Annotated in this window: 19 protein-coding genes and 1 pseudogene; 15 read left to right on the top strand and 5 right to left on the bottom strand. The window is 64.5% G+C overall.

Features of this window, described 5'->3' with window-relative positions; all coding sequences use genetic code 11:
• Positions 1 to 220: 220 nt before the first annotated feature.
• The 7 genes from AC56K1_RS17610 to AC56K1_RS17580 all read left to right on the top strand — a co-directional run bounded on the left by AC56K1_RS17610 (position 221) and on the right by AC56K1_RS17580 (position 7,276).
• The gene (locus AC56K1_RS17610; RefSeq protein ID WP_497159093.1) at positions 221 to 649 is read left to right on the top strand and encodes an organic hydroperoxide resistance protein; all 429 of its coding nucleotides are present in this window, start codon (positions 221 to 223) and stop codon (positions 647 to 649) included.
• Between the two features lie 80 nt (positions 650 to 729).
• Positions 730 to 1,833: a ferrochelatase gene (gene hemH / locus AC56K1_RS17605; protein WP_497159092.1), complete on the top strand. Its 1,104-nt coding sequence runs from the start codon at positions 730 to 732 to the stop codon at positions 1,831 to 1,833.
• Positions 1,834 to 2,223: 390 nt separating this feature from the next.
• Positions 2,224 to 2,805 carry a nucleotide exchange factor GrpE gene (grpE, locus tag AC56K1_RS17600; protein ID WP_497159091.1) on the top strand — a complete coding sequence of 194 codons (582 nt, stop codon included), beginning with the start codon at positions 2,224 to 2,226 and terminating at the stop codon, positions 2,803 to 2,805.
• A 120-nt stretch (positions 2,806 to 2,925) separates the two neighbouring features.
• Positions 2,926 to 4,866, top strand: coding sequence for a molecular chaperone DnaK (dnaK, locus tag AC56K1_RS17595; protein WP_497159090.1), 1,941 nt, complete (start codon positions 2,926 to 2,928; stop codon positions 4,864 to 4,866).
• 140 nt (positions 4,867 to 5,006) lie between these two features.
• Positions 5,007 to 6,137, top strand: a complete 1,131-nt coding sequence (gene dnaJ, locus AC56K1_RS17590; RefSeq protein WP_497159089.1) for a molecular chaperone DnaJ — start codon at positions 5,007 to 5,009, stop codon at positions 6,135 to 6,137.
• Positions 6,138 to 6,237: 100 nt separating this feature from the next.
• Entirely contained in the window at positions 6,238 to 6,930 is a 693-nt protein-coding gene (gene can, locus AC56K1_RS17585) for a carbonate dehydratase (RefSeq protein WP_497159088.1), read from the top strand.
• Positions 6,908 to 7,276, top strand: coding sequence for a nucleotide pyrophosphohydrolase (locus AC56K1_RS17580; RefSeq protein WP_497159087.1), 369 nt, complete (start codon positions 6,908 to 6,910; stop codon positions 7,274 to 7,276). The genes can and AC56K1_RS17580 overlap by 23 nt, the downstream gene beginning before the upstream one ends.
• A gap of 189 nt (positions 7,277 to 7,465) precedes the next feature.
• Here the strand turns inward: AC56K1_RS17580 and AC56K1_RS17575 are convergent, their stop codons facing one another.
• Positions 7,466 to 8,920, bottom strand: coding sequence for an NAD-dependent succinate-semialdehyde dehydrogenase (locus AC56K1_RS17575; RefSeq protein ID WP_497159086.1), 1,455 nt, complete (start codon positions 8,918 to 8,920; stop codon positions 7,466 to 7,468).
• Between the two features lie 339 nt (positions 8,921 to 9,259).
• Between AC56K1_RS17575 and AC56K1_RS17570 the strand changes: the two are divergent.
• The 5 genes and pseudogenes from AC56K1_RS17570 to AC56K1_RS17550 all read left to right on the top strand — a co-directional run.
• Positions 9,260 to 9,418, top strand: a pseudogene (locus AC56K1_RS17570) (S41 family peptidase); the annotation flags it as partial.
• A gap of 49 nt (positions 9,419 to 9,467) precedes the next feature.
• Positions 9,468 to 9,629 (top strand): hypothetical protein, encoded by a 162-nt coding sequence (locus AC56K1_RS17565; RefSeq protein ID WP_497159182.1) that lies wholly within the window; start codon positions 9,468 to 9,470, stop codon positions 9,627 to 9,629.
• A 288-nt stretch (positions 9,630 to 9,917) separates the two neighbouring features.
• Entirely contained in the window at positions 9,918 to 10,712 is a 795-nt protein-coding gene (locus AC56K1_RS17560) for a gamma-glutamyl-gamma-aminobutyrate hydrolase family protein (RefSeq protein ID WP_497159085.1), read from the top strand.
• Between the two features lie 142 nt (positions 10,713 to 10,854).
• The gene (locus AC56K1_RS17555; RefSeq protein WP_497159084.1) at positions 10,855 to 12,225 is read left to right on the top strand and encodes a glutamine synthetase family protein; all 1,371 of its coding nucleotides are present in this window, start codon (positions 10,855 to 10,857) and stop codon (positions 12,223 to 12,225) included.
• A gap of 31 nt (positions 12,226 to 12,256) precedes the next feature.
• Entirely contained in the window at positions 12,257 to 13,705 is a 1,449-nt protein-coding gene (locus AC56K1_RS17550) for an aspartate aminotransferase family protein (protein ID WP_497159083.1), read from the top strand.
• Positions 13,706 to 13,724: 19 nt separating this feature from the next.
• Here the strand turns inward: AC56K1_RS17550 and AC56K1_RS17545 are convergent, their stop codons facing one another.
• The gene (locus AC56K1_RS17545) at positions 13,725 to 15,185 is read right to left on the bottom strand and encodes a high affinity choline transporter 1 (RefSeq protein ID WP_497159082.1); all 1,461 of its coding nucleotides are present in this window, start codon (positions 15,183 to 15,185) and stop codon (positions 13,725 to 13,727) included.
• 129 nt (positions 15,186 to 15,314) lie between these two features.
• Here AC56K1_RS17545 and AC56K1_RS17540 point away from each other — a divergent pair, with 129 nt between their 5' ends.
• The gene (locus tag AC56K1_RS17540) at positions 15,315 to 16,817 is read left to right on the top strand and encodes an aldehyde dehydrogenase (RefSeq protein WP_497159081.1); all 1,503 of its coding nucleotides are present in this window, start codon (positions 15,315 to 15,317) and stop codon (positions 16,815 to 16,817) included.
• 20 nt (positions 16,818 to 16,837) lie between these two features.
• On the opposite strand, the gene AC56K1_RS17535 is transcribed toward AC56K1_RS17540, so the two are convergent.
• Entirely contained in the window at positions 16,838 to 17,476 is a 639-nt protein-coding gene (locus tag AC56K1_RS17535; RefSeq protein WP_497159080.1) for a Vat family streptogramin A O-acetyltransferase, read from the bottom strand.
• Positions 17,477 to 17,685: 209 nt separating this feature from the next.
• Here AC56K1_RS17535 and AC56K1_RS17530 point away from each other — a divergent pair, with 209 nt between their 5' ends.
• The gene (locus AC56K1_RS17530) at positions 17,686 to 19,251 is read left to right on the top strand and encodes a S8 family serine peptidase (protein WP_497159079.1); all 1,566 of its coding nucleotides are present in this window, start codon (positions 17,686 to 17,688) and stop codon (positions 19,249 to 19,251) included.
• 74 nt (positions 19,252 to 19,325) lie between these two features.
• On the opposite strand, the gene AC56K1_RS17525 is transcribed toward AC56K1_RS17530, so the two are convergent.
• Positions 19,326 to 20,075, bottom strand: coding sequence for a LytR/AlgR family response regulator transcription factor (locus AC56K1_RS17525; protein ID WP_497159078.1), 750 nt, complete (start codon positions 20,073 to 20,075; stop codon positions 19,326 to 19,328).
• Positions 20,072 to 21,148: a sensor histidine kinase gene (locus AC56K1_RS17520; RefSeq protein WP_497159077.1), complete on the bottom strand. Its 1,077-nt coding sequence runs from the start codon at positions 21,146 to 21,148 to the stop codon at positions 20,072 to 20,074. Before AC56K1_RS17520 ends, AC56K1_RS17525 begins: the two co-directional genes overlap by 4 nt.
• Before the next feature lie 289 nt (positions 21,149 to 21,437).
• Here AC56K1_RS17520 and AC56K1_RS17515 point away from each other — a divergent pair, with 289 nt between their 5' ends.
• The gene (locus tag AC56K1_RS17515; protein ID WP_497159076.1) at positions 21,438 to 22,583 is read left to right on the top strand and encodes an MFS transporter; all 1,146 of its coding nucleotides are present in this window, start codon (positions 21,438 to 21,440) and stop codon (positions 22,581 to 22,583) included.
• The last annotated feature ends 19 nt before the right edge of the window (positions 22,584 to 22,602 follow it).

Below are 22,602 nucleotides of genomic sequence, written 5' to 3'. Positions count from 1 at the left end.
GCATATCGGATGGCTGGCGTTTTCAGGGAAAGCCAGCGTATTGGTTGTTCCGCAAACCTGGATCCCGGCCTGCGCCGGGAGTCGTAGGCGCCAGTGCGCGTATGACGGTTTTTAAGGCAGTGGTGGAATCAGGCGACACCATCCAACGTACCGTCATCCCCTTTCGACCGTTCTGTGGCAAAGTCTTGGCTTGTCCACCACCACACAGAAGGGAGTTCGAATGAGCATTGATAAAGTGCTGTACCGCGCCCAGGCGACGTCGCAGGGCGGCCGCGAGGGGACCTCGAAAAGTGCAGACGGCGTGCTGGACCTGAAGCTGAGCACCCCGAAAGAACTCGGCGGCGGGGGCGGCCCCGGCACCAATCCCGAGCAGCTGTTTGCCTCCGGCTATTCGGCCTGCTTCCTCGGCGCGCTGAAATTCGTCGCCGGCCAGCAAAAGGTGACCTTGCCGCAAGACCTGACCGTCAAGGGCGACGTCGGCATCGGCCCGATCCCGACCGGTTTCGGCATCGAAGTCGACCTGACCATCCACGGCCCCGGCATGGACCCGGCCCAGCTCAAGGACCTGGTCGACAAGGCCCACATCGTCTGCCCGTATTCGAACGCCACCCGCAACAACATCGACGTGCGCCTGCACACGACCACCTGACCCGGTGTTGTCCGCCGTACACATGTTCGGCGGCAGGACGCCACTTTATAATAGCGGCGTCCCCTGACCCTTCCCCACTCATGCCATTCCGAAAAGAACCGCCCTTCACCCACGGCACCGTGTCCACGAACGCCATCGTGCTGGTCAACCTCGGCACGCCGGATGAGCCGACCCGCAAGGCCGTGCGCCGCTACCTGAAGGAGTTCCTGTCCGACGGGCGCGTAGTGGAGATCCCGGCCAAGGTCTGGTGGTTCATCCTGCACCTGTTCATCCTGCCTTTCCGCTCCGGCAAGTCCGCGGCCAAGTACCGCACCATCTGGACCCGCGACGGCTCGCCGCTGAAGGTGCATACCGCGAAGCAGGCGGCGCTGCTCGACAAGATGCTGCACGAGCGCGGCCATGAAGCAGTTAAGGTGGTGATGGCGATGCGCTACGGCTCGCCGTCGCTGCCCGAAGCGCTGGATCGCCTGAAGGAAGAGCATTGCGAGCGGATCGTGGTCCTGCCGGCCTATCCGCAATATTCCGGCACCACCACCGCCTCGGTCTGGGATGCCGTATACGCCTATTTCGGCAAGATCCGCAACATCCCCGAGCTGCGCCTGGTCAGGCACTACCACGACCACGAAGGCTATATCGAGGCGCTGCGGGCGAGCGTCGAAACGTATTGGGAAACCCATGGCCGCGGCCAGAAGCTGGTGATGAGTTTCCACGGCATCCCCAAGCGCACGCTGCTGATGGGCGACCCGTATTTTTGCGAATGCCAGAAGACTGCGCGCTTGCTGGCTGTTGCCCTGGGCATGGGTGCGGACGAATACATCGTCACCTTTCAGTCACGTTTCGGCAAGGCCGAATGGCTCCAGCCTTACACGGCCCCGACCGTGCAACAGCTGGCGCGCGAAGGCCTGGAGCGGATCGACGTGATCTGCCCGGGCTTCACCAGCGACTGCCTGGAAACCCTGGAAGAAATCAACATGGAAGTGCGGCACGATTTTGAAGTGGCGGGCGGCAAGGAATTCCACTACATTCCCTGCCTGAACGAATCGCCGGCCTGGATCACCGGGCTGGCCGAGATCGCCGAACAGCACCTGATCGGCTGGCCGACCATCCTCACGCCGGCCCAGCGCGCGGCCCAGCGCCGCGATGCCCAGGTGGGCGCCCAGCATGCGGCGCAACTCGGCGCCTGAGTTGCACCGAAGTAACCTCATTTCCGGCGTCTTGCCAACCTGTTAAAATAAACGGTTGTCAGGGCGTCGCGCCGATTCCCACGTAGCACAGCCAGACCAGCACCGCGAGGGTGTACAGGATCACGGCGCCGCTGATCAGTTGTAATCTCATGAAGTCTGCTCCCAGGAGTCTGCGGCCCCCATGCCGCACCCTTATTGGAAGAGTAAAACTTTTCAATGGGAAATGATCCAGGGAAACCGTAAATCTTGTAACAAATAATTTCCGAATTTTCATCATGGGACCTCTGCAATCCCCTTGAAAATGTAGGAGATCACCCCATCTGCGGGCCTGTGTGTCAGGCAGGATACGTTACCAATTAAGCCAAGTCCTTGATTCTAGGAGTTTTTTCGATGCAAGACCAAGAAAACCAAGAGGTGTCCCAGCAATCGCCGGCCGATGCCGCCATTGCAGATGCAGCCGCCGAGGCCGCGCCGGCCAGCGCCGGCCAGGCGGGTGTTCCGCCGGCCGCCGAGTCGGACCTGGAAGCCCAGCTGAGCGCCACCGAGGCCAAGCTGGCCGAGATGCACGATGCCTTCATGCGCGCCAAGGCAGACGCGGAGAATATCCGCCGCCGCGCCCAGGAAGACGTCGCCAAGGCCCATAAATTCGCCATCGAAAGCTTCGCCGAGGCCATGGTGCCGGTGCGCGACAGCCTGGAAATGGCGCTGAAGGTCGAGACCCAAACCGTCGAGGCCATCCGCGAAGGCGTGGAAATGACCCTCAAGCAGCTCAGCGCCGCGTTCGAAAAGAACCGTGTGCTCGAAGTCATGCCGCAAGCGGGCGAAAAGCTCGATCCTAACAAGCACCAGGCCGTGGCCGTGGTGCCGTCCGAGCAGGAGGCCAATACCGTGGTCACCGTGCTGCAAAAGGGATACATGATTGCCGACCGCCTGCTGCGTCCGGCAATCGTGACGGCCGCCGCGCCGAAGTAAGTGGAAGTCACGCTGCGGCGCGCTCGTCAGGGTTTCGATCAGTATCCCCTTGAAAGCACGCAGTTTTTCCCAATATTGAATCCATCCGAAACTAAGCGTTTTATATAAAAGGAACACATCATGGGCAGAATTATCGGTATTGACCTGGGAACCACCAATTCCTGCGTCGCGATCATGGAAAACGGCCAGCCTAAGGTCATCGAGAACGCGGAAGGCGCGCGTACCACCCCGTCGATCATCGCCTACCAGGAAGACGGCGAGATCCTCGTCGGCGCACCGGCGAAACGACAGGCCGTGACCAATCCAAAAAATACCCTGTTCGCCGTGAAGCGCCTGATCGGCCGCAAGTACGACGAAAAAGAAGTCCAGAAGGACATCGGCCTGATGCCGTATGCGATCGTCAAGGCCGACAACGGCGACGCCTGGATCGGCGTGCGCGACAAGAAACTGGCGGCACAGCAGGTGTCGGCAGAAATCCTGCGCAAGATGAAGAAGACCGCCGAAGACTACCTCGGCGAAGAAGTCACCGAAGCGGTCATCACCGTGCCGGCCTACTTCAACGACTCGCAGCGCCAGGCAACCAAGGATGCCGGCCGTATCGCGGGCCTGGACGTCAAGCGCATCATCAACGAGCCCACCGCGGCCGCGCTGGCTTTTGGCCTGGACAAGACCGAAAAGGGCGACCGCAAGATCGCCGTGTATGACCTCGGCGGCGGCACCTTCGACGTCTCGATCATCGAGATCGCCGACGTCGATGGCGAGAAGCAGTTCGAAGTGCTGTCGACCAATGGCGACACCTTCCTGGGCGGCGAAGACTTCGACCAGCGCATCATCGACTACATCATCGACGAGTTCAAGAAGATCAACGGCCTGGACCTGTCGAAAGACGCGATCGCCCTGCAGCGCATCAAGGCCTCGGCCGAGCGCGCGAAGATTGAACTGTCGTCGTCGCAGCAGACCGAGATCAACGAGCCGTACATCGCCATGGCGAACGGCGCGCCGGTCCACCTGAACCTGAAGATGACCCGCGCCAAGCTGGAGTCGCTGGTCGAGGAATTGATCGCGAAGACGATTGAACCATGCCGCATGGCGATCAAGGATGCGGGCGTCAAGGTCACCGACATCGACGACATCATCCTGGTCGGCGGCATGACCCGCATGCCGAAGGTGCAGGAGAAGGTGAAGGAGTTCTTCGGCAAGGATCCACGCAAGGACGTGAACCCGGACGAAGCCGTCGCCGTCGGCGCCGCGATCCAGGGCTCGGTCCTGTCGGGCGAGCGCAAGGACTTGCTGCTGCTGGACGTCACCCCTCTGTCGCTGGGTATCGAAACCCTGGGCGGCGTGATGACCAAGATGATCCACAAGAACACCACGATCCCGACCAAGTTCTCGCAGGTGTTCTCGACCGCCGACGACAACCAGCCGGCAGTCACCATCAAGGTCTACCAGGGCGAGCGTGAAATCGCAGCCGGCAACAAGAGCCTGGGCGAATTCAACCTCGAGGGCATCCCGCCGGCACCACGCGGCACCCCGCAGGTCGAAGTGACCTTCGACATCGACGCCAACGGCATCCTGCACGTCGGCGCGAAAGACAAGGCCACCGGCAAGGAAAACAAGATCACCATCAAGGCGAACTCGGGCCTGACCGAAGACGAGATCCAGAAGATGGTGAAGGACGCCGAGCTGAACGCGGAAGAAGACAAGAAGGTCAAGGAACTGGCCGAATCCCGCAACCAGGGTGACGCGCTGGTGCACTCGACCCGCAAGTCCCTCATCGAATACGGCGACAAGCTCGAAGCCGGCGAGAAGGAAGCGATCGAAACGGCCATCACCGACCTGGAAGGCGCGATCAAGAGCGGCGACAAGGCGGACATCGATGCCAAGACCGCGGCCCTTTCGACCGCATCCCAGAAGCTGGGCGAGAAGATGTACGCCGACATGCAGGCCCAGCAGGCAGGCGCTGCCGGCGCGGCCGGTGGCCAGCAGGCCGGCGGTGGCGAGCAGCCGCAGCAGGACGACGTGGTCGACGCCGACTTCAAGGAAGTGAAAGACGCGAAGTAATCCCGGCCGGGGCGGGCTGCACCGCCGCCCCATCCCGTGGGAACCGCCGAGCCGCTGCGACCGAAGGGTTCCCCGGCTCGGTTTTTTTGCATATACATCGTTTGACCAGTTTCACTACATAACAAAGCAAGGTGCCGCCTATGGCAAAGCGTGATTTTTACGAGATCCTCGGGGTCGCGAAGAATGCGTCGGAAGACGACATCAAGAAGTCGTATCGCAAGCTCGCGATGAAGTACCACCCCGACCGCAATCCCGACAACAAGGAAGCGGAAGAGAAGTTCAAGGAAGTAAAAGAAGCCTACGAGATGCTGACCAATCCGGAGAAGCGCGAAGCGTATGACCGCTATGGTCATGCCGGCGTGGACCCGAACATGGGCGGCAGCGGAGGCGGTGGCTTCGGAGCCGGCGGTTTCGGCGACCTGGGCGACATCTTCGGCGACATCTTCGGCGGCGGCCGTGGCCGCGGCGGCGGCGGGGGACCTCAGGTCTACCGCGGCGCCGACCTGCGCTACAACCTCGAGATCACGCTCGAGCAGGCAGCCCACGGCTACGAGACCACGATCCGCGTGCCGAGCTGGGACAAGTGCGACACCTGCCACGGCAGCGGCGCCAAGCCGGGCACCCAGCCGGTCACCTGCACCACCTGCGCCGGCCACGGCCAGGTGCGCATGCAGCAGGGCTTCTTCAGCATCCAGCAGACCTGCCCGAAATGCCACGGCAACGGCAAGATCATCCCGGATCCGTGCGCGGCCTGCGGCGGCGCTGGGCGCATCAAGCGCAACAAGACGCTGGAAGTGAAGATCCCGGCCGGCATCGACAACGGCATGCGCATCCGCTCGACCGGCAACGGCGAGCCGGGCACGAATGGCGGGCCGTCGGGCGACCTGTACGTCGAGATCCATATCAAGCCGCACGCAGTATTCCAGCGCGAAGGCGACGACCTGCACTGCGAGATGCCGATCTCGTTCTCCAAGGCTGCCATCGGCGGCGAGATCGAAGTGCCGACCCTGACCGGCAAGGTGTCGTTCACGGTGCCCGAAGGCACCCAGACCGGCAAGACCTTCCGCCTGAAAGGCAAGGGCATCAAGGGCGTGCGTTCCGGCTACGTGGGCGACCTGTTCTGCCACGTGGTGGTCGAGACCCCGGTCAAGCTGACCGACAAGCAGAAAGACCTGCTGCGCGAGTTCGAGCGCTCGACCAACGAGGGCGGCGCCAAGCACAGCCCGCAGAGCAAGGGCTGGATGGACAAGGTCAAGGACTTCTTCGAATAAGAAGGCGTCATGATGAACCGCTGACCGGTGTGAACCGGCAGCGGTTTTTTTTGACGTTACACTCTTGCCTATTCAAGACGCAACAAAACAGGGAGAAAAATTGGAAAATAAAACAGGACTGACTGCGGAAGACCTTTTCGCACGCAACCGCAAATGGGCTGCCTCGATGGTGGCCGAAGACCCGAACTTCTTCAAGGACCTGGCAGCGCAGCAGGCCCCGGAATACCTGTGGATCGGCTGTTCCGACAGCCGCGTACCGGCCAACGAGCTGCTGGGCATGGCGCCGGGCGAACTGTTCGTGCACCGGAACATCGCCAACGTGGTCGTGCACTCCGACCTGAACTGCCTGAGCGTGCTGCAGTTCGCGATCGACGTGCTGAAGGTCAAGCACATCATCATCTGCGGCCACTACGGCTGCTCGGGCGTGCACGCGGCGCTGACCGGCCAGCGCGTCGGCCTGGCCGACAACTGGCTGGGCCACGTGCGCGACGTGCGCGAGAAGCATGGCAAATACCTCGGCAATGTGGTGGGCCGCGCCGCGACCAACCGCCTGGTGGAACTGAACGTGGCCGAGCAAGTGATCAACGTGGCGCAGACGACGGTCGTGCGCGACGCCTGGGAACGCGGCCAGCCGCTGACCATCCACAGCTGGGTCTACGGCGTGCACGACGGCCTGCTGCGCGACCTCGGGATTACCATCGGCAGCCAGGACGAGATCGCGCCCAAGCTCGAGCGCGTGCTCAATGGCTACCTGGACGGGGGACAAGTGCGTGACGAACGGCGCGGACAGTGATCTAACCCGGCTGCGCGACATCGTCCGCAGTTTTGTCGACGAGCGCGACTGGGACCAGTTCCATACGCCGAAGAACCTGGCCTCGGCCTTGAGCGTGGAAGCGGCCGAGCTGCTGGAGCATTTCCAGTGGCTGCAGCACGGCCGCGTCGACGAACTGGGCGAAGCCAAGCTGGTGGAAGTGCGGCACGAGATGGCCGATGTGCTGGTCTACCTGGTGCGGCTGGCCGACAAGCTCGATGTCGATTTGTTCGCGGCGGTGCAGGAGAAGATGGTGCTGAACCGGGAGAAGTATCCTGCGGAGCAGGTGCGTGGGGATGCGCGGAAGTATTACGAGTACAAGAAGTAAGGCGCTGCGTGCTTGAGATGCAGCCGCGTCTATTTGTATTGTTATCCTCAAAACCGTCGTGCCGGCGAAGGCCGGTACGACGTGCAAGAGGAGCGGACCGAGCTTGATGGATCAGCCAAATAAATAGCTGAACCCATGCTCCTCTCTCACACCCAACGGGCCGCGGCAGGAGCGCGGCCCGCCAGGGCTTTAGATCCCGCCCATGCAGATGTACTTCACGACCAGGTAGTCATCCATGCCATAGGTCGAGCCTTCGCGTCCCAGGCCCGACTGCTTCACCCCGCCGAACGGCGCCACTTCGGTCGAGATCAGGCCGGTGTTCACGCCCACCATCCCGGTTTCAATGGCCTCGGCCACGCGCCACACGCGCCCGATGTCGCGCGCGTAGAAATACGAGGCCAGCCCGAACTCGGTGGCGTTGGCCATGGCGATCACTTCTTCCTCGGTCTTGAAGCGGAACAGCGGCGCCAGCGGGCCGAAAGTCTCTTCGCTGGCCACCAGCATGCTTGAGGTGACTTCGGTCAGCACGGTCGGCTGGAAGAAGCTGTGCCCGAGTTCATGGCGCTTGCCGCCGGCCAGCAGCTTGGCGCCCTTGCCGACCGCGTCCTCGATGTGCTGCTCGACCTTGCGCACGGCCTTCTCCTCGATCAGCGGGCCCTGGTTGACGCCTTCATCGGCGCCATTGCCGACCTTGAGCTTGCCGACCGCCGCCACCAGCTTGCGCGCGAATTCGTCGTAGACGCCGTCCTGCACGTAGATCCGGTTGGCGCATACGCAGGTCTGGCCGGCGTTGCGGTATTTCGAGGCGATCGCGCCTTCCACGGCCGCATCGATGTCGGCATCGTCGAACACGATGAAGGACGCATTTCCGCCCAGTTCGAGCGAGACTTTCTTGATCGTCGGCGCGCATTGCTCCATCAAGAGGCGTCCCACCGCGGTCGAGCCGGTGAAGCTGAGTTTGCGCACGATGGGGCTCGCGGTCATCTCGCCGCCGATCGCCTTGGCGTCGCCCGGCACCACGCTGAACACCCCTTTCGGCACGCCGGCGCGTTCGGCCAGCACCGCCAGGGCCAGCGCCGAGAAGGGCGTCAGTTCGGATGGTTTCAGCACGATCGGGCAGCCCGCGGCCAGCGCCGGCGCGACCTTGCGGGTGATCATCGCGGACGGGAAGTTCCAGGGCGTGATGGCGGCGCACACGCCGACCGGTTCCCTGGTGACGACGATGCGGCGGTCCGGCCACGGCGAGGCCAGGGTTTCGCCGGCGATGCGCTTGGCTTCCTCGCCGAACCACTCGAAGAACGAGGCGGCATAGGCCACTTCACCTTTCGATTCGGCCAGCGGCTTGCCCTGCTCGAGCGTCATCAGGAGCGCCAGGTCATCGGCGTTTTCCAGCATCAGGTCGTTCCACCGGCGCAGGATGGCGGCACGTTCCTTGGCGCTCTTCTTGCGCCAGGCCGGCCAGGCGGCGTTCGCGGCCTCGATCGCGCGGCGGGTTTCGACAGCGCCCATGTGCGGCACGGTGCCCAGGGTCTCGCCGGTGGCGGGGTTGGTCACGGCGACGGTCGCGCCGTCGTCGGCAACGCACCATTCGCCGCCGATGTAGGCGTGCTGGCGCAGCAGGGAAGGGTCTTTGAGGTTCGGCATGGTGGTCCTTTGCATGGGCTGCGATTTGCGATGCGACATAGTAGACCTTTTTGCCACGGTTTGCCGGGTGGCGCCTTGCCGCCGCCGTGCAGCCCGCCCCGCGTTTCCTGCAGTCCGTCGCAGGCCGCTTCAGCAGGCAGGGCCCGGCTTTATAAAATCGCGCCATTCGTTCAACCAGGAGACCCCATGGTTCGTCGCATCATCGCGGCCGCGGCAATTGCGCCAGGTGGCGCCCTACTGAGCGCATCGACGCCGCAGGACATGGAGCGGCGTGCCTATGGCTTCCAGTAGTGGGCGACCCGCCATTACCTCCCGGCCTACCGCGCATGGAAACGTCCGATGCCGGACTTCGAGGGCAAGCAGAACGCCTGGCAGCCCGACGCCAAACGCCATTTCAGCAAGCCGGTCGCGGTGCTCATTTCGGGCCCGACCTATTCGGCGGCGGAAGACTTCATGGTGGCCTTCGAGTCGATGGGCCGTGGCGCCATCGTCGGCGAGGCCACGGGCGGCAGCACCGGACAGCCGCTGGTGGTGCAGCTGCCGGGCGGTGGTTCGGCGCATCCGCACCAAGGCCGACACCTATCCCGACGGGCGGGCCTGGGTCGGGCACGGTATCGAGCCCACCGTGAAGGTCGCGCCGAAGGTGGCCGACCTGCGCCGCGGCCGCGACACGGTGCTGGAAGCGGCGCTGGCGCAGTTGCGTAAATAAGCGGCAGGCGGGCGCGGCGGCATGCCCGCTGCGCCTATGCTGGAGTGAAATAATATTTCTCTGCAGGCTATTTTCTGTAAGGAAATTTCATATACCGCCGACTTACCGTGTTGGCATGGTTTTCCGGAAACCGTTAAGATTTTGTTACGGAACTCTTGTTCCGAGGCAGATCAGCAGGAAGCCGGTACGGCCTTTCGCTACTATCCTTGATCTGGATTAATGGCCCACTCGCGCCCGGAACGGAATGCTCGTATCATGGTTTCGCGCGCTTCACACAAGGTAGAGACCATGCGCCCCATCGTGATCGTCCCCGCATGCACGCGTGATTTCGGCGAACACCCGTATCACGCCGCCCAGTACAAGTATGTCGACGCCGTCGTCCTCGGCGCCGACTGCGCGCCCATGATCCTGCCTTCGCTCGGCGAATCGCTCGACCTGGAGACGGTGCTCGACCTGTGCGACGGCATCATGCTCACCGGCTCGGCCTCAAACGTCCATCCCAGCTACTATTCCGAAGAACTGCTCGACCCGTCGCTGCCGCAAGACCCGGCGCGCGACCAGACCACGCTGCCCCTGATCCGCGAGGCGGTCCGGCGCGGTATCCCGATCATCGCGATCTGCCGCGGCTTCCAGGAGATGAACGTGGCCCTGGGCGGCAGCCTGCACCAGGCGGTGCAGGCGGTCAGCGGGAAGTTCGACCACCGCGAAAATCCCGAACTCGGCATGGACGAGCAGTACGGCGACGCCCACAACGTCACCATCATCCCCGGCGGCTGTCTCGAGCGCATGCTCGGCGTGCCCGAGATCCCGGTCAATTCGCTGCATGGCCAGGGCGTCAACGAACTCGGGCCGGGCCTGCGCATCGAAGCCGTCGCCGAAGACGGCCTGGTCGAGGCCTTCTCGGTCGAGACCGCGCATGGCTTCACGCTGGCGCTGCAGTGGCATCCCGAATGGCGCATCCAGCACAACCCGTATTCGATGAAGATGTTCGGCGCCTTCGGGCAGGCCTGCCGCGACTACCACGCCCAGCGCATGGCGCGCACCCTGGCCCAGCGCCAGGCGCAGGAGTGGAACCAGTCATGAGCCCGAGCATCCAGGCCGCGGCCCGCCAATGGGCAACCAGCGCCGTCCCCTAGCTTCCCTGCCTGAAGCATCCAGCGCGCCCGGCAGCGGCGCCTCCGCGCGCACTGCCGCGCGACCCCCCATCACAGACAGAGAGGCAATCATGGCAATCCGCGACAAGTTTTCTTATACCGACATGGAGGAGTGGCTCAACGCCAAGCGTGTCACCGAAATCGAATGCCTGGTGCCCGACCTGACCGGTGTCGCCCGTGGAAAGATCCTCCCACGGGTGAAATTCACCGAAGACCGCGGCATGCGCATCCCCGAAGTGGTGCTGGGCATGACCGTGACCGGCAACACGCCCGAGCGCGACGACTCCTACAACAGCGCCATCGCCGTCACCGACCGCGACATGATCCTCAAGGCCGACCCCACCACCATCACCATGGTGCCCTGGGCGGTCGACCCGACCGCGCAGGTGATCCACGACTGCTATTTCGCCGACGGCAGCCTGGTTGATTTCGCGCCGCGCAGCGTACTGCGCCGCGTGCTCAAGCTGTACGCCGATCGCGGCTGGAAGCCGGTGGTGGCGCCCGAGCTGGAGTTCTACCTCACCGCCAAGAACATCGACCCGAACCTGCCGCTGGCCCCGCCGGTGGGCCGCAGCGGCCGCGCCGAGACCAGCCGCCAGGTCTACAGCATCGATGCGGTCAACGAATTCGATCCGCTGTTCGAGGACATCTACGACTACTGCGAGTTGATGAACCTCGATGTCGACACCCTGATCCACGAGATCGGCGCCGGCCAGATGGAAATCAACTTCCTGCACGGCGACCCATTGGGGCTGGCCGACAAGGTCTTCTACTTCAAGCGCACCCTGCGCGAAGCCGCGCTCAAGCATGAGATGTACGCCACCTTCATGGCCAAGCCGATGGCCGACGAGCCGGGATCGGCCATGCACGTGCACCAGAGCGTGGTCGATGCCGAGACCGGCCGGAACATCTTCAGCAACGAGGACGGCAGCGCGTCGGCGGCCTTCAGTCACTACATCGGCGGCCTGCAGCGCTACATGCCGTCGGCGATGGCGATCGTCGCGCCCTACGTGAACTCCTACCGCCGCATCGTGCGCCACACGGCCGCGCCAATTAACCTGCAGTGGGGCATGGACAACCGCACCGTGGGCTTCCGCGTGCCGGTGTCGGGCGCGCAAGACCGGCGCGTCGAGAACCGCGTGATCGGCGCCGACGCCAATCCCTACCTGGCGCTGGCGGTCACGCTCGCCTGCGGCTACCTCGGCATGACCGAGGCGCTCGACCCGAGCCCGATGGTCGAGGGCAGCGCCTACGACATGCCGGTCGAGCTGCCGGGCGGCCTGTCCGAGGCGATTACGCAACTACGGCGCGAAGACCGCCTGCGCGATGTGCTTGGCGAGCGCTTCATCGACGTGTACTCTGCAGTAAAGGATCTCGAGCACCAGGAATTCATGCGCGTCATCAGCCCTTGGGAACGCGAACACCTCTTGCTGCACGTCTGATCCATGCGAGTCCACACGATGGGAGGCGATCATGACAACCAATCCACCGCAGGCCTGCGTGCCTGCCGCAGCAGCGGAGGGCGCCGAGCAGCAGGAGCGTGATACCAGGGCCCTGCAGCAGCTCGACAGCGCGCACTACCTGCATCCGTTCACCGACCACGCCGCGCTGCGCGAACGCGGCGCCCGCGTGATCGTGCGCGGCGACGGCGTCTACCTGTGGGATTCCGAGGGCAATAAAATTATCGACGGCATGGCCGGCCTGTGGTGCGTGAACGCCGGCTATGGCCGCAGCAGCATCGCCGACGCGGTGCACGCGCAAATGCTGCAGCTGCCTTTCTATAACAGCTTCTTCAACACCACCAACGTCCCCGCGGTGAAACTGGCGGCGCTCCTGGCCGAGCTGGCGCCGCCGCAGTTCCAGCACGTGTTCTATACCGGCAGCGGCTCCGAGGCGAACGACACCATCGTGCGCATGGTGCGGCGCTACTGGCAGCTGGCCGGGCAGCCGTCGCGCCAGGTCATCATCAGCCGCCGCAACGCCTACCACGGCAGCACCATGGCGGGCGCTTCGCTGGGCGGCATGGCCGGCATGCACGCCCAGGGCGGGCTGCCGATTCCCGGCATTGTCCACATTGGCCAGCCGAGCTACGCGGAAGGCGGTCGTGGCATGAGCGAGGCCGAATTCGGCTTGGCCGCCGCCGGCTGGCTGGAAGCGAAACTCCTTGAAGTGGGGCCCGACAAGGTGGCTGCCTTCATCGGCGAGCCGGTGCAGGGCGCGGGCGGCGTCATCATCCCGCCCGCCACCTACTGGCCCGAGATCCAGCGCATCTGCACCAAGTACGACATCCTGCTCATCTCCGACGAAGTGATCTGCGGCTTCGGACGCCTGGGCACCTGGTTCGGCTGCGAGCTGATGGGCTTCCAGCCCGACCTGATCGCCTTTGCCAAGGGCGTCACTTCCGGTTACGTGCCGCTGGGCGGGGTGCTGGTGGGCGGACGCGTGGCGCACATGCTGATCGAGAAGGGCGGGGACTTCAACCACGGCTTCACCTATTCCGGCCACCCGGTAGCCTGCGCCGCGGCGCTGGAAAACATCCGCATCCTCGAGACCGAGCGGCTGGTCGAGCGCGTGGCGCTGGAAACCGGGCCGCACCTGAAGGCCTGCTTCGCTTCCCTGGTGTCGCATCCGCTGGTGGGCCATGCCGAAACCTGCGGCCTCACGGCAGGGCTGAACCTGGTGCGGCGCAAGGGCGCGACCGTGCACGACTGCGAACCGTTCGCCTCAACGCATGCGGTGGGAATGCTGTGCCGGAAGCACATGTTCGACAATGGCGTGATCATGCGCGCGGTCGGCGACCGGATGATCGTGGCGCCGCCGCTGTCGATCACGGTGGCGGAGATCGACGAGATGGTGGGGCGGATTCGGGAGTGCCTGGATTTGACGCTGGAGGAGGTGACACACCGTGGGTGGATGGATTAGCTGGTAGCACAGTGCCAACTCAAGCATTCACCGCAATATGCTTCGCCGGCTCTCCACCATTTTTAAACACCTGCGGCATCAGCGACCCAATAAACATCCCGACAAACGCCGCCACCAGCCCCGCCAGCTGCCCCGGGAAATGCTCGCCCCAGCTGGTGAAATGCGGGAAGAACAGCAGCCACACGATGATGCCGGCGCCGATCGACACGATCGCCCCCTGCGTGGTCGCGCGCTTCCAGTACAGCCCCATCACCAGCGGCACGAAGGCGCCCACGAGCGTCACCTGGTAGGCGCTCGACACCAGCTCGTAGATCGAGGTGCCTTCCATCGCGATCGCATACAGCAGCACCGTCGCTGCGAAGATCACGATCGTGACGCGCATGGCCAGCAGCTTCTGCTTGTCCTTCATGCCGGGGCGCAGGTTCAGCAGGATGTTCTCGACGAAGCTGGTCGACGGCGCCAGCAGCGTGGCCGACGAGGTGCTCTTGATGGCCGACAGCAGGGCGCCGAAGAACAGGATCTGCATCACCAGCGGCATCTTGGTCATGATGAAGGTCGGCAGCAGGCGCTGGTAGTCGTTCTTGGCAATGTCCATCGCCTGGCCGCCCATCACCACCACGGCCGCGGCCACGATGAACATCGGCACGAAGGCGAACAAAATATAGCTGGCGCCGCCGATCACGGCGCCGGCGCGCGCGGTCGGGGCGTCCTTGGCCGACATCACGCGCTGGAACACGTCCTGCTGCGGAATCGAGCCGAACATCATGGTGACGGCCGCGCCCACGAAGAACATGATGTCGGTGAAGCTCGGCTCCGGCAGCACGCGCCACAGGTCGGCCTGCTGCGCCATCGCCAGCACCTTGTCGGCGCCGCCGGCGAGATCCGCCGCGAAGATGGCGATGATGCTCATGCCCACCACCAGCACGATCATCTGGATGAAGTCGGTGATCGCTACGGCCAGGAAGCCGCCCACCACCACGTAGATCAGCACGGCCATCGTTCCGACGAACATGCCCACCGAATGTGACATCGCGCCATTGGTCAGTACCGTGAACACCAGGCCCAGCGCGGTGATCTGCGCCGCCACCCAGCCCAGGTAGCTCAGGATGATCGCCACCGAGCAGAAAATCTCGATGCCCTTGCCGTAGCGCTGACGGTAATAGTCGCCGATGGTCAAGAGGTTCAGCTTGTAGAGTTTCGAGGCGAAGAACAGGCCGACCAGGATCAGGCACATGCCGGCCCCGAACGGGTCTTCGATCACGGCATTCAGGCCACCCTGCACGAACTTGGCCGGGATACCCATCACGGTCTCGGCGCCGAACCAGGTGGCGAAGGTGGTGGTAATCACCATGATCAGCGGCAGGCTGCGTCCGGCCACCGCGAAGTCGCTGGTATTCTTGATCCGCGTGCCCGCCCACACACCGACTCCCAGCGTGCCGATCAGGTAGAGGGCGACGAAAACGATCAACGTGGTGTTCATGCGGTCGGTGCTCCGAAGAGAAAAATGTTCGCGCGGAAAATCCGCGATTATAAAGGCAGAATCTGGCCGCTGGATCCAAGTTTGCTAGTATTTGGCATCGAGTGTTGTTCAACAGGGAAGGAAACCGACATGTCGGATAGCAGCAACTCCACCACCTCCTGGCACGACCGTGCCGCCAGCCTGGCCATCGACGGCCGCGCCTTCATCGATGGCTTTCGGGTGGAAGCCCGCAGCGGCGCCCGTTTCGACTGCCTCTCGCCGGTGGACGGCCGCAAGCTGGCCGAGGTCGCGCGCTGCGACGGCCTGGATGCCGATGCGGCCGTGTCCAGTGCCCGCGCCGCCTTCGAAGACCGCCGCTGGGCCGGCATGGCGCCCGCCAAACGCAAGCGCATCCTGATCCGCTTCGCCGACCTGATGCTCGCGCACCGCGACGAGCTGGCGCTGCTGGAAACCCTCGACATGGGTAAACCAATTCGCTACAGCCTGAGCGTGGACGTGCAGCAGGCGCAGAACTGCATCCGCTGGTACGGCGAGGCCATCGACAAGATCTACGACCAGGTGGCCCCCACGGCAGAAGACAGCCTGGCCCTGATCCAGCGCGAGCCGGTCGGCGTCGTGGCGGCCGTCATCCCGTGGAACTACCCGATGCTGATGGCGTCTTGGAAGATCGCTCCGGCGCTCGCCGCCGGCAACAGCGTGATCCTCAAGCCATCCGAAAAGGCGCCGCTCACCTCCCTGCGCATGGCCGAACTGGCGCTGGAGGCGGGCATGCCGCCCGGCGTGTTCAACGTGCTGCCCGGGTACGGCAATGAGGTCGGCAGCGCGCTGGCGCTGCACATGGACGTCGACTGCATCGGCTTCACCGGCTCCACGCGCGTGGGCAAGCAGATCCTGCAGATGGCCGGCCAGTCGAATTTGAAACGCGCCTGGACCGAATTGGGTGGCAAGTCGGCCAACATCGTTTGCGCCGACTGCCCCGACCTGGACGCCGCCGTGGAAAGCGCGATCGGCTCGATCTATTTCAACCAGGGCGAAAGCTGCAATGCGCCCTCGCGCCTGTTCGTGGAAGCCTCGATCAAGGACGCCTTTTTAGAAAAGGCGCTGGCGCTGATACCGCGTTATGCGCCGGGCGACCCGCTCGATGCAGCCACGGTGATGGGCGCCATCGTCGACCCGATCCAGATGAAGACGGTGCTCGGGTATATCGAAGAGGGGAAGACTGGCGGCGCGCGCCTGCTGGCGGGCGGCAATGCGGTGCGGCAGGACAGCGGCGGCCTGTTCATCGAGCCGACGCTGTTCGATGGCGTCGAGGCCGATATGCGCATCGCGCGCGAGGAGATCTTCGGGCCGGTGCTGTCGGTGCTGTCGTTCACGGATCTCGACGAAGCGGTGCGGCAGGCGAATGCCACGCCCTACGGCCTGGCCGCCGGCGTGTGGACGGCCGACATGAGCAAGGCGATCCGCGCCTCGCGCGCCCTGCGGGCCGGCACGGTGCACGTCAACCAGTACGACAGCGACGATATCACCGTGCCTTTCGGGGGCTATAAACAGTCGGGCAATGGGCGCGACAAGTCGCTGCATGCCTTCGACAAGTACACCGAGCTGAAGACGACCTGGATCCGGGTCGGCTGAACGCCTACCCGGGCGCTTCCTCAGTTGCGCGCGGCGCTTTCGAGCGCCGCAATGTCGCCTCCGCGAATCAGGTCGAGGTGCTGGGTGATCCACTCTAGCGGGCGGTCCCACCAGGCCAGCGCCAGCAGCCTGCGCACGTGGTCGGCATCGAAACGCGGGCGCACGACCCGGGCCGGGTTCCCGCCCACGATGGCATAGGCCGGCACGTCGCTCGTCACGACCGAACGCGCCGCGATGATGGCGCCGTCGCCGATACGCACGCCAGGCATGATCAAGGCATCGAAGCCGATCCAGACGTCGTTGCCGATGACCGTATCGCCCTTATACGGCAGCTCACCCTCGGCTGGCCGCGCGCCTTCCCAACCATTGCCGAAGATGAAGAACGGATAGGTCGAGATCCCGTCCATCTGGTGGTTGGCGCCGTTCATGATGAACTTCACGCCGCGCGCGATCGCGCAGAATTTGCCGATGCGCAGGCGGTCGCCGATGAAGGGAAAATGGTAGAGGACGTTATTTTCGAAGTTCTTGGCGCCGTCCAGATCATCGTAATAGGTGAATGCGCCGACCTCGATGTTCGGGCGCGTGACCAGGTTTTTCAGGAAGCAGACTTGCGGGAAGCCTGGCAGGGGGTACGGGTTGTCCGGGTCGGGGTGGGGCATGGTCGCAGCGCAGTTTTATTAGAAATTTCTTTGAGAAAATAATAATAAACTGCTGAGTCTGTTTTCGTTCACATAAATGGTGAGTTCTTTGCTCGCGTTGGCGCTTTCGAAATACACTGCCTGATCACATGTGCATACATGTGGCCGGAGACAACACCGGCGCAGCCGCAAGCCTCGGCGTCATCATCAGTATCCAACGGAGAAGACACATGATCAGCAAAGAAACGCGCGCATCGAAGCCCCTCACCATTTGCCTGGCCGCCCTGGTCGCCGCCGGCGCATTCGGTAGCGCGCAGGCTGCCCCACCCGCAACGACGCGCGTCATCGTCGCGTTCAAGCCTGGCGCCGCCGCCAACGTCAAATCCGCGGTCAGCGCCGCCAAGGGCGCCGTCAAGCACGAGATCTTCGGCATGAACGCCATGGCAATCGAAGTGCCCGCCGTCGCCCTGAAAGGCCTCGAGAACAACCCGAACGTGCAGTACATCGAAGAGGACGTCGTGCGCCGTCCATTTGCCCTGACCAGTCCTTCGACAGGTATGCCCTATGCAGAGGGTCAGTTGGTCCCTTACGGCATCAAGCTGGTACAGGCTGACCAGCTGCCGGACAGCGCCGCCGCCAATCGCAAGGTCTGCATCATCGACTCCGGCTACGACCGCGCCCACGAAGACCTGTCGGGCAACAACGTGACTGGCGAATACGATGCCGGCACCGGCTGGTGGTACAGCGACGAAAACCACCACGGCACCCACGTGGCCGGCACCATCGCCGCGATCAACAACAGCGGCACCGGCCTGGTCGGCGTCAACGCCAACCGCCAACTCAAGCTGCACATCGTGAAGGTGTTCGGCAAGGACGGCTGGGCCTATTCCTCGACCCTGGCCTCGGCCGCCAACAAGTGCGGGGCGGCAGGCGCGAACGTGATCAGCATGTCGCTGGGTGGGGATCGCAGGAGCCAGACCGAGCAGGTCGCCTTCGATAACCTGTATGCCAAGGGCGTCTTGAGTGTCGCGGCGGCCGGTAACGACGGCAACCGTGCCGTGTCTTATCCGGCCAACTATCACAGCGTGATGTCGACCGGCGCCCTGGACGAGAACAAGCAGTGGGCCAGCTTCTCGCAGTACAACAACAAGGTCGAGCTGTCGGCGCCTGGCGTCAGCGTACTGTCCACGGTGCCGATGGGTAGCGGTATCGACGCCGCGCTGACCGTGGGCGGCGTCGCCTTCGCCGCCGCGACGATGGAAGGTTCGCCTGTCAAGACTGCAAGCGCACCGCTCGCCGATTTCGGGCTTGGCGACCAGGTGAATGGCGCTGTCGCCGGCAAGGTCTGCCTGATCCAGCGCGGCAGCATCGACTTCGCGACCAAGGTGTCGAACTGCCAGACCAGCGGTGGCGTCGGGGCGGTGGTGTACAACAACGTGGCAGGCGCGTTCGGCGGCACGCTGGGCAGCACCGTGACCAGCATTCCATCGGTGACGGCATCGGACACCGACGGCATGGCCATGAAGGCACGGCTCGGCCAGAGCGCGACGGTGAGCGTCAAGGCAAGCAACTACGCCTACTATGACGGCACCTCGATGGCGACCCCCCATGTGTCTGCCGTCGCCGCCCTGGTGTGGAGCTACTTCCCAGGCTGTAGCGCCGCACAGCTCCGTACCTCGCTGAACAACAGCGCACTGGACCTCGGCCCGGCCGGACGCGATACCCAGTACGGCTATGGCTTGGTGCAGGCAAAAGCTGCCTACGACCGCATCAAGGCTAAAGGTTGCGGCAACTAATTTCCGCTACTTGTGAAAAGGACGCTTCGGCGTCCTTTTTTTGGCCGTCGCGCGGAGCTCGCTGCGTGGGCGTATCACACTGCCATGTCGCGCAAGATGCGCGACGCATCCCTGTTCGCACCCAGCACCGTCCCGTCGCGCATGTGGATCTGCAGCTGCGACTGGTCGTCCGCCCGCATCGACTCGACGAAATCGAGATTCACCAGCGCCGAGCGGTGGATGCGCACGAAGCGCGCCGGGTCGAGCTGGGCTTCGAGTTCCGAGATGCCGATCCGGACCAGGAAGTGCTGGCCGCGCGCCGCGATCACGGTGTATTTTGAATCCGCCTTCATGTATTCGATGTCGCCGGCGGCCAGCGGAAAGATGCGGCCACGGTCGCGCACGAGGATGCGTTCCAGCCGCGCCGGGGCAGCGAGCGGCCTGCCCGCCTGGTTTAGCGCGCCTTCGAGCGATTCGCGCGCATGCACAGCGCCCTCCAGCAGCCGCGACACGGCTTCCGCGAACCGCGCTTGCGTAAATGGTTTGAGCAGGTAGTCCACTGCATTGAGCTCGAACGCGGTCACCGCATACTGGTCGTAGGCCGTCGTGAACACGATTTGCGGCAGGTAGTCGAGCCGGCGCAGCACTTCCAGCCCGGTCATCTCGGGCATCTGGATATCCATGAACACGACGTCCGGACGCAGGCGCTCGATTCGTTCTAGTGCACCCGCCCCGTCGGACGCTTCGCCGACAAGGCGCAGGCACGGGTGGGCATAGATGGCGTCGCGCAGCACGTCGCGCGCCAGCGGTTCGTCCTCGGCGAAGAAGGCGGTTTTGGTCGTCATGCGTAGCTCTCCTGGCGCACGGCGGGAATGGTGACGGCGACGCTGAAGCCCGCGCCCGGCGCGCACTGCACGCGCAGTGCGGCGCGGCTGCCGTAGTCCAGCTGCAGGCGCCGCTCGACGGTGCGCAGGCCCAGGCCGTTTGAGGCTGCGACGGCCGCAGGGTCGGCGCCGGGACCGGTGTCGCGCACCGTCATGGTCAGCGCGCCGGAAGCAGGGTCGCGGCGGGTGCGGATCTGCAGGATGCCCGGCCGGCTGTGCGGGTTGAACGCATGCTTGATGCTGTTCTCCACCAGCGGCTGCAGCGACAGCGCGGGCAGCGGATGGTCGCCTGCGTCATCATCGAGGTCCCACTCGACGTGCAGGCGCTCGCCCAGGCGCAGCTGCTCCAGCTCGAGGTAGTCGCGCACGAAACCAAGTTCCGCATCGAGCGTCACGCGGTCGCTGCCGCTGCGTTCCGTGTCGAGCACATAGCGCAGCATGTCCGAAAATTGGAACAGCGCCGTCTCGGCGGCGGCCGGGTTGCGCTGGGTGAGCGCGATGATCGAGTGCAGGGTATTGAACAGGAAGTGCGGATTGAGCTTGTTGCGCAGCGCGCTCAGCTCCGATGCCACCAAGAGCGTGCGCGCCTGCTGCGCGGCCAGCGCCTGCTGCTGGGCGGCCATGCCGGCGCGTACCGTGTGGAAAATCCCGGCGACCAAGGCATAACTCATCAGGCTATACATGAAAGGCCAGGCATGCCACTGGATCGAGCGCGTGACCGCGCCCAGCATCGCTAACGTCAGCAGGTGGGACCCGACGGCAAAGCACAGCGCCGCGCAGGCGTGGATCGCGACCAGGGCAAAGCCGCGCACCGCGCGTGCCTCGAGCCGGCCGGTGAGCGGCCACACCAGCGCCAGCAGGGCGGCGGCGGGGATCGTACTGTAGGCGCCCTGCAGCAGGTCGAGCCAGCGCACGCCTTGGTCGAGGGTGTCGGCCTGCAGCACGAAGCCGACGATGACGCCGTATAGGCTCCATCCGGCGATGTAGGCGCGCCACATGAGCGGAACGCGTGCGAAGAAGGTGGTCGGTTTCATGGGGCTAGTATGGCGCGGCTACGGGTGCGTGCATCAGACCATGCGACGGATCGCGGGAAAACGACGCGGATTGCGCATGCCGGGGAATCAAGTGCAGCGGCCGAGTGTAGCAAGTTCGAGTAGGGCCGACTATTGCTACCTGTCCTGCATGACCGCGCCTTATCAAGGCCCGGCGTGGATTTGCAAGTTGGCGCCCGTTTGCGTAAAGTCGTGCCGACTCGACAGGACAACAGATCGGCCGCGATAGTCGCAGCCGCCCCTTGCCTGCCTACCGCCGCAAAGACCCGCCATGACCCCGCTTCCCGCTTCCCTCTCGCCCGCACGCTGGGCCATCTCCACCGTTTTCCTGCTCAATGGCGCCGGCATCGGCCTGTGGGCCGCGCACGTGCCGGTCGTGCAGGCGCGCACCGGCATCGACACCGCGACCCTGAGCATGGTCCTGCTCACCATCGCCGCCGGCGCCTTGCTGGCGATGCCGCTGATGGGCGGCTTCACCGCGCGCTGGGGCACGCGCCGCATGACGCTGGTCGCCGGTTTTGCCTTTGCGGCGGCGCTGGCCGTGGTCATGGGCGTGACCGACCTGCGCCTGCTGTTCCTGGTCGCCTTTGCCTTCGGCATCAGCAACGGCGCCCTGGACGTGGCCATGAATGCGAATGCCAGCGAGGTAGAAACGGCGCGCGGCCTGCCGACCATGTCGTCCTTCCACGGTTTCTTCAGCCTTGGCGGCCTGCTAGGCGCAGCGCTGGGCGCCGTGATGATCAGCCAGGGCTGGGGCGACGGGCGGGGCGCGCTGGCCATGGCCATCGTCACGGCGCTTGCGCTGGCGGTAGCAAGCAAGCGCGTAATGGCCTTCGCACCGAGCCATGAAGCCGGCAGCCATTTCCAGCTGCCGTTCGGCGCCGCACTGAGCCTCGGCCTGCTGGCGTTGCTGTGCTTCGCGGTGGAAGGCGCGCTGGTCGACTGGAGCGCGCTGCTGATGCAGGAGCGTACCGCGGCCGCACCCGCGACGGCGGCACTGGGCTATTCCGCCTTCTCGATCGCGATGGCGGCCTGCCGTTTCGCCGGCGACCGCCTGATCCTGCGCTTCGGCGCGATGCGCGTGATGGTGCTGGGCGGGCTGGCGATGTTCGCGGGACTGGCCACCGCGGTGCTGAGCACGCACTTGCTGCTGTCAGCGGCGGGCTTTGCGCTGATCGGGATCGGGGCTGCAAACGTAGTGCCCTTGTTGTTCGGTGCCGCCGCGCGGATTCCTGGCATGAGCGCAGGCGCGGGCGTGGCGGCGGTCGCGACGCTGGGGTATGGGGGATTGCTGCTGGCGCCGCCGGTGCTGGGTTATATCGCGGCGCAGGCGAGCATCATGGTGGCGCTGGGGGCCTTGTCGCTGTCGGGGCTGGTCATTGCGCTGAGCGCCGGGATTATCAAGCGCCAAGCTTGATGTCTGCGCGCTATTTTTG

Source organism: Telluria sp. ZB4P37 (assembly GCF_059685855.1).
The sequence above is the reverse complement of the archived record's forward strand: the minus strand, read 5'-3'. Positions and strand labels throughout refer to the sequence as shown.

Coding starts and splice junctions, on each gene's coding strand:
- AC56K1_RS17610 (WP_497159093.1), top strand. CDS start 221: ATGAGCATTGATAAAGTGCTGTACCGCGCCCAGGCGACGTCGCAGGGC.
- hemH (WP_497159092.1), top strand. CDS start 730: ATGCCATTCCGAAAAGAACCGCCCTTCACCCACGGCACCGTGTCCACG.
- grpE (WP_497159091.1), top strand. CDS start 2,224: ATGCAAGACCAAGAAAACCAAGAGGTGTCCCAGCAATCGCCGGCCGAT.
- dnaK (WP_497159090.1), top strand. CDS start 2,926: ATGGGCAGAATTATCGGTATTGACCTGGGAACCACCAATTCCTGCGTC.
- dnaJ (WP_497159089.1), top strand. CDS start 5,007: ATGGCAAAGCGTGATTTTTACGAGATCCTCGGGGTCGCGAAGAATGCG.
- AC56K1_RS17575 (WP_497159086.1), bottom strand. CDS start 8,920: ATGCCGAACCTCAAAGACCCTTCCCTGCTGCGCCAGCACGCCTACATC.
- AC56K1_RS17560 (WP_497159085.1), top strand. CDS start 9,918: ATGCGCCCCATCGTGATCGTCCCCGCATGCACGCGTGATTTCGGCGAA.
- AC56K1_RS17555 (WP_497159084.1), top strand. CDS start 10,855: ATGGCAATCCGCGACAAGTTTTCTTATACCGACATGGAGGAGTGGCTC.
- AC56K1_RS17550 (WP_497159083.1), top strand. CDS start 12,257: ATGACAACCAATCCACCGCAGGCCTGCGTGCCTGCCGCAGCAGCGGAG.
- AC56K1_RS17545 (WP_497159082.1), bottom strand. CDS start 15,185: ATGAACACCACGTTGATCGTTTTCGTCGCCCTCTACCTGATCGGCACG.
- AC56K1_RS17540 (WP_497159081.1), top strand. CDS start 15,315: ATGTCGGATAGCAGCAACTCCACCACCTCCTGGCACGACCGTGCCGCC.
- AC56K1_RS17535 (WP_497159080.1), bottom strand. CDS start 17,476: ATGCCCCACCCCGACCCGGACAACCCGTACCCCCTGCCAGGCTTCCCG.
- AC56K1_RS17530 (WP_497159079.1), top strand. CDS start 17,686: ATGATCAGCAAAGAAACGCGCGCATCGAAGCCCCTCACCATTTGCCTG.
- AC56K1_RS17525 (WP_497159078.1), bottom strand. CDS start 20,075: ATGACGACCAAAACCGCCTTCTTCGCCGAGGACGAACCGCTGGCGCGC.
- AC56K1_RS17520 (WP_497159077.1), bottom strand. CDS start 21,148: ATGAAACCGACCACCTTCTTCGCACGCGTTCCGCTCATGTGGCGCGCC.
- AC56K1_RS17515 (WP_497159076.1), top strand. CDS start 21,438: ATGACCCCGCTTCCCGCTTCCCTCTCGCCCGCACGCTGGGCCATCTCC.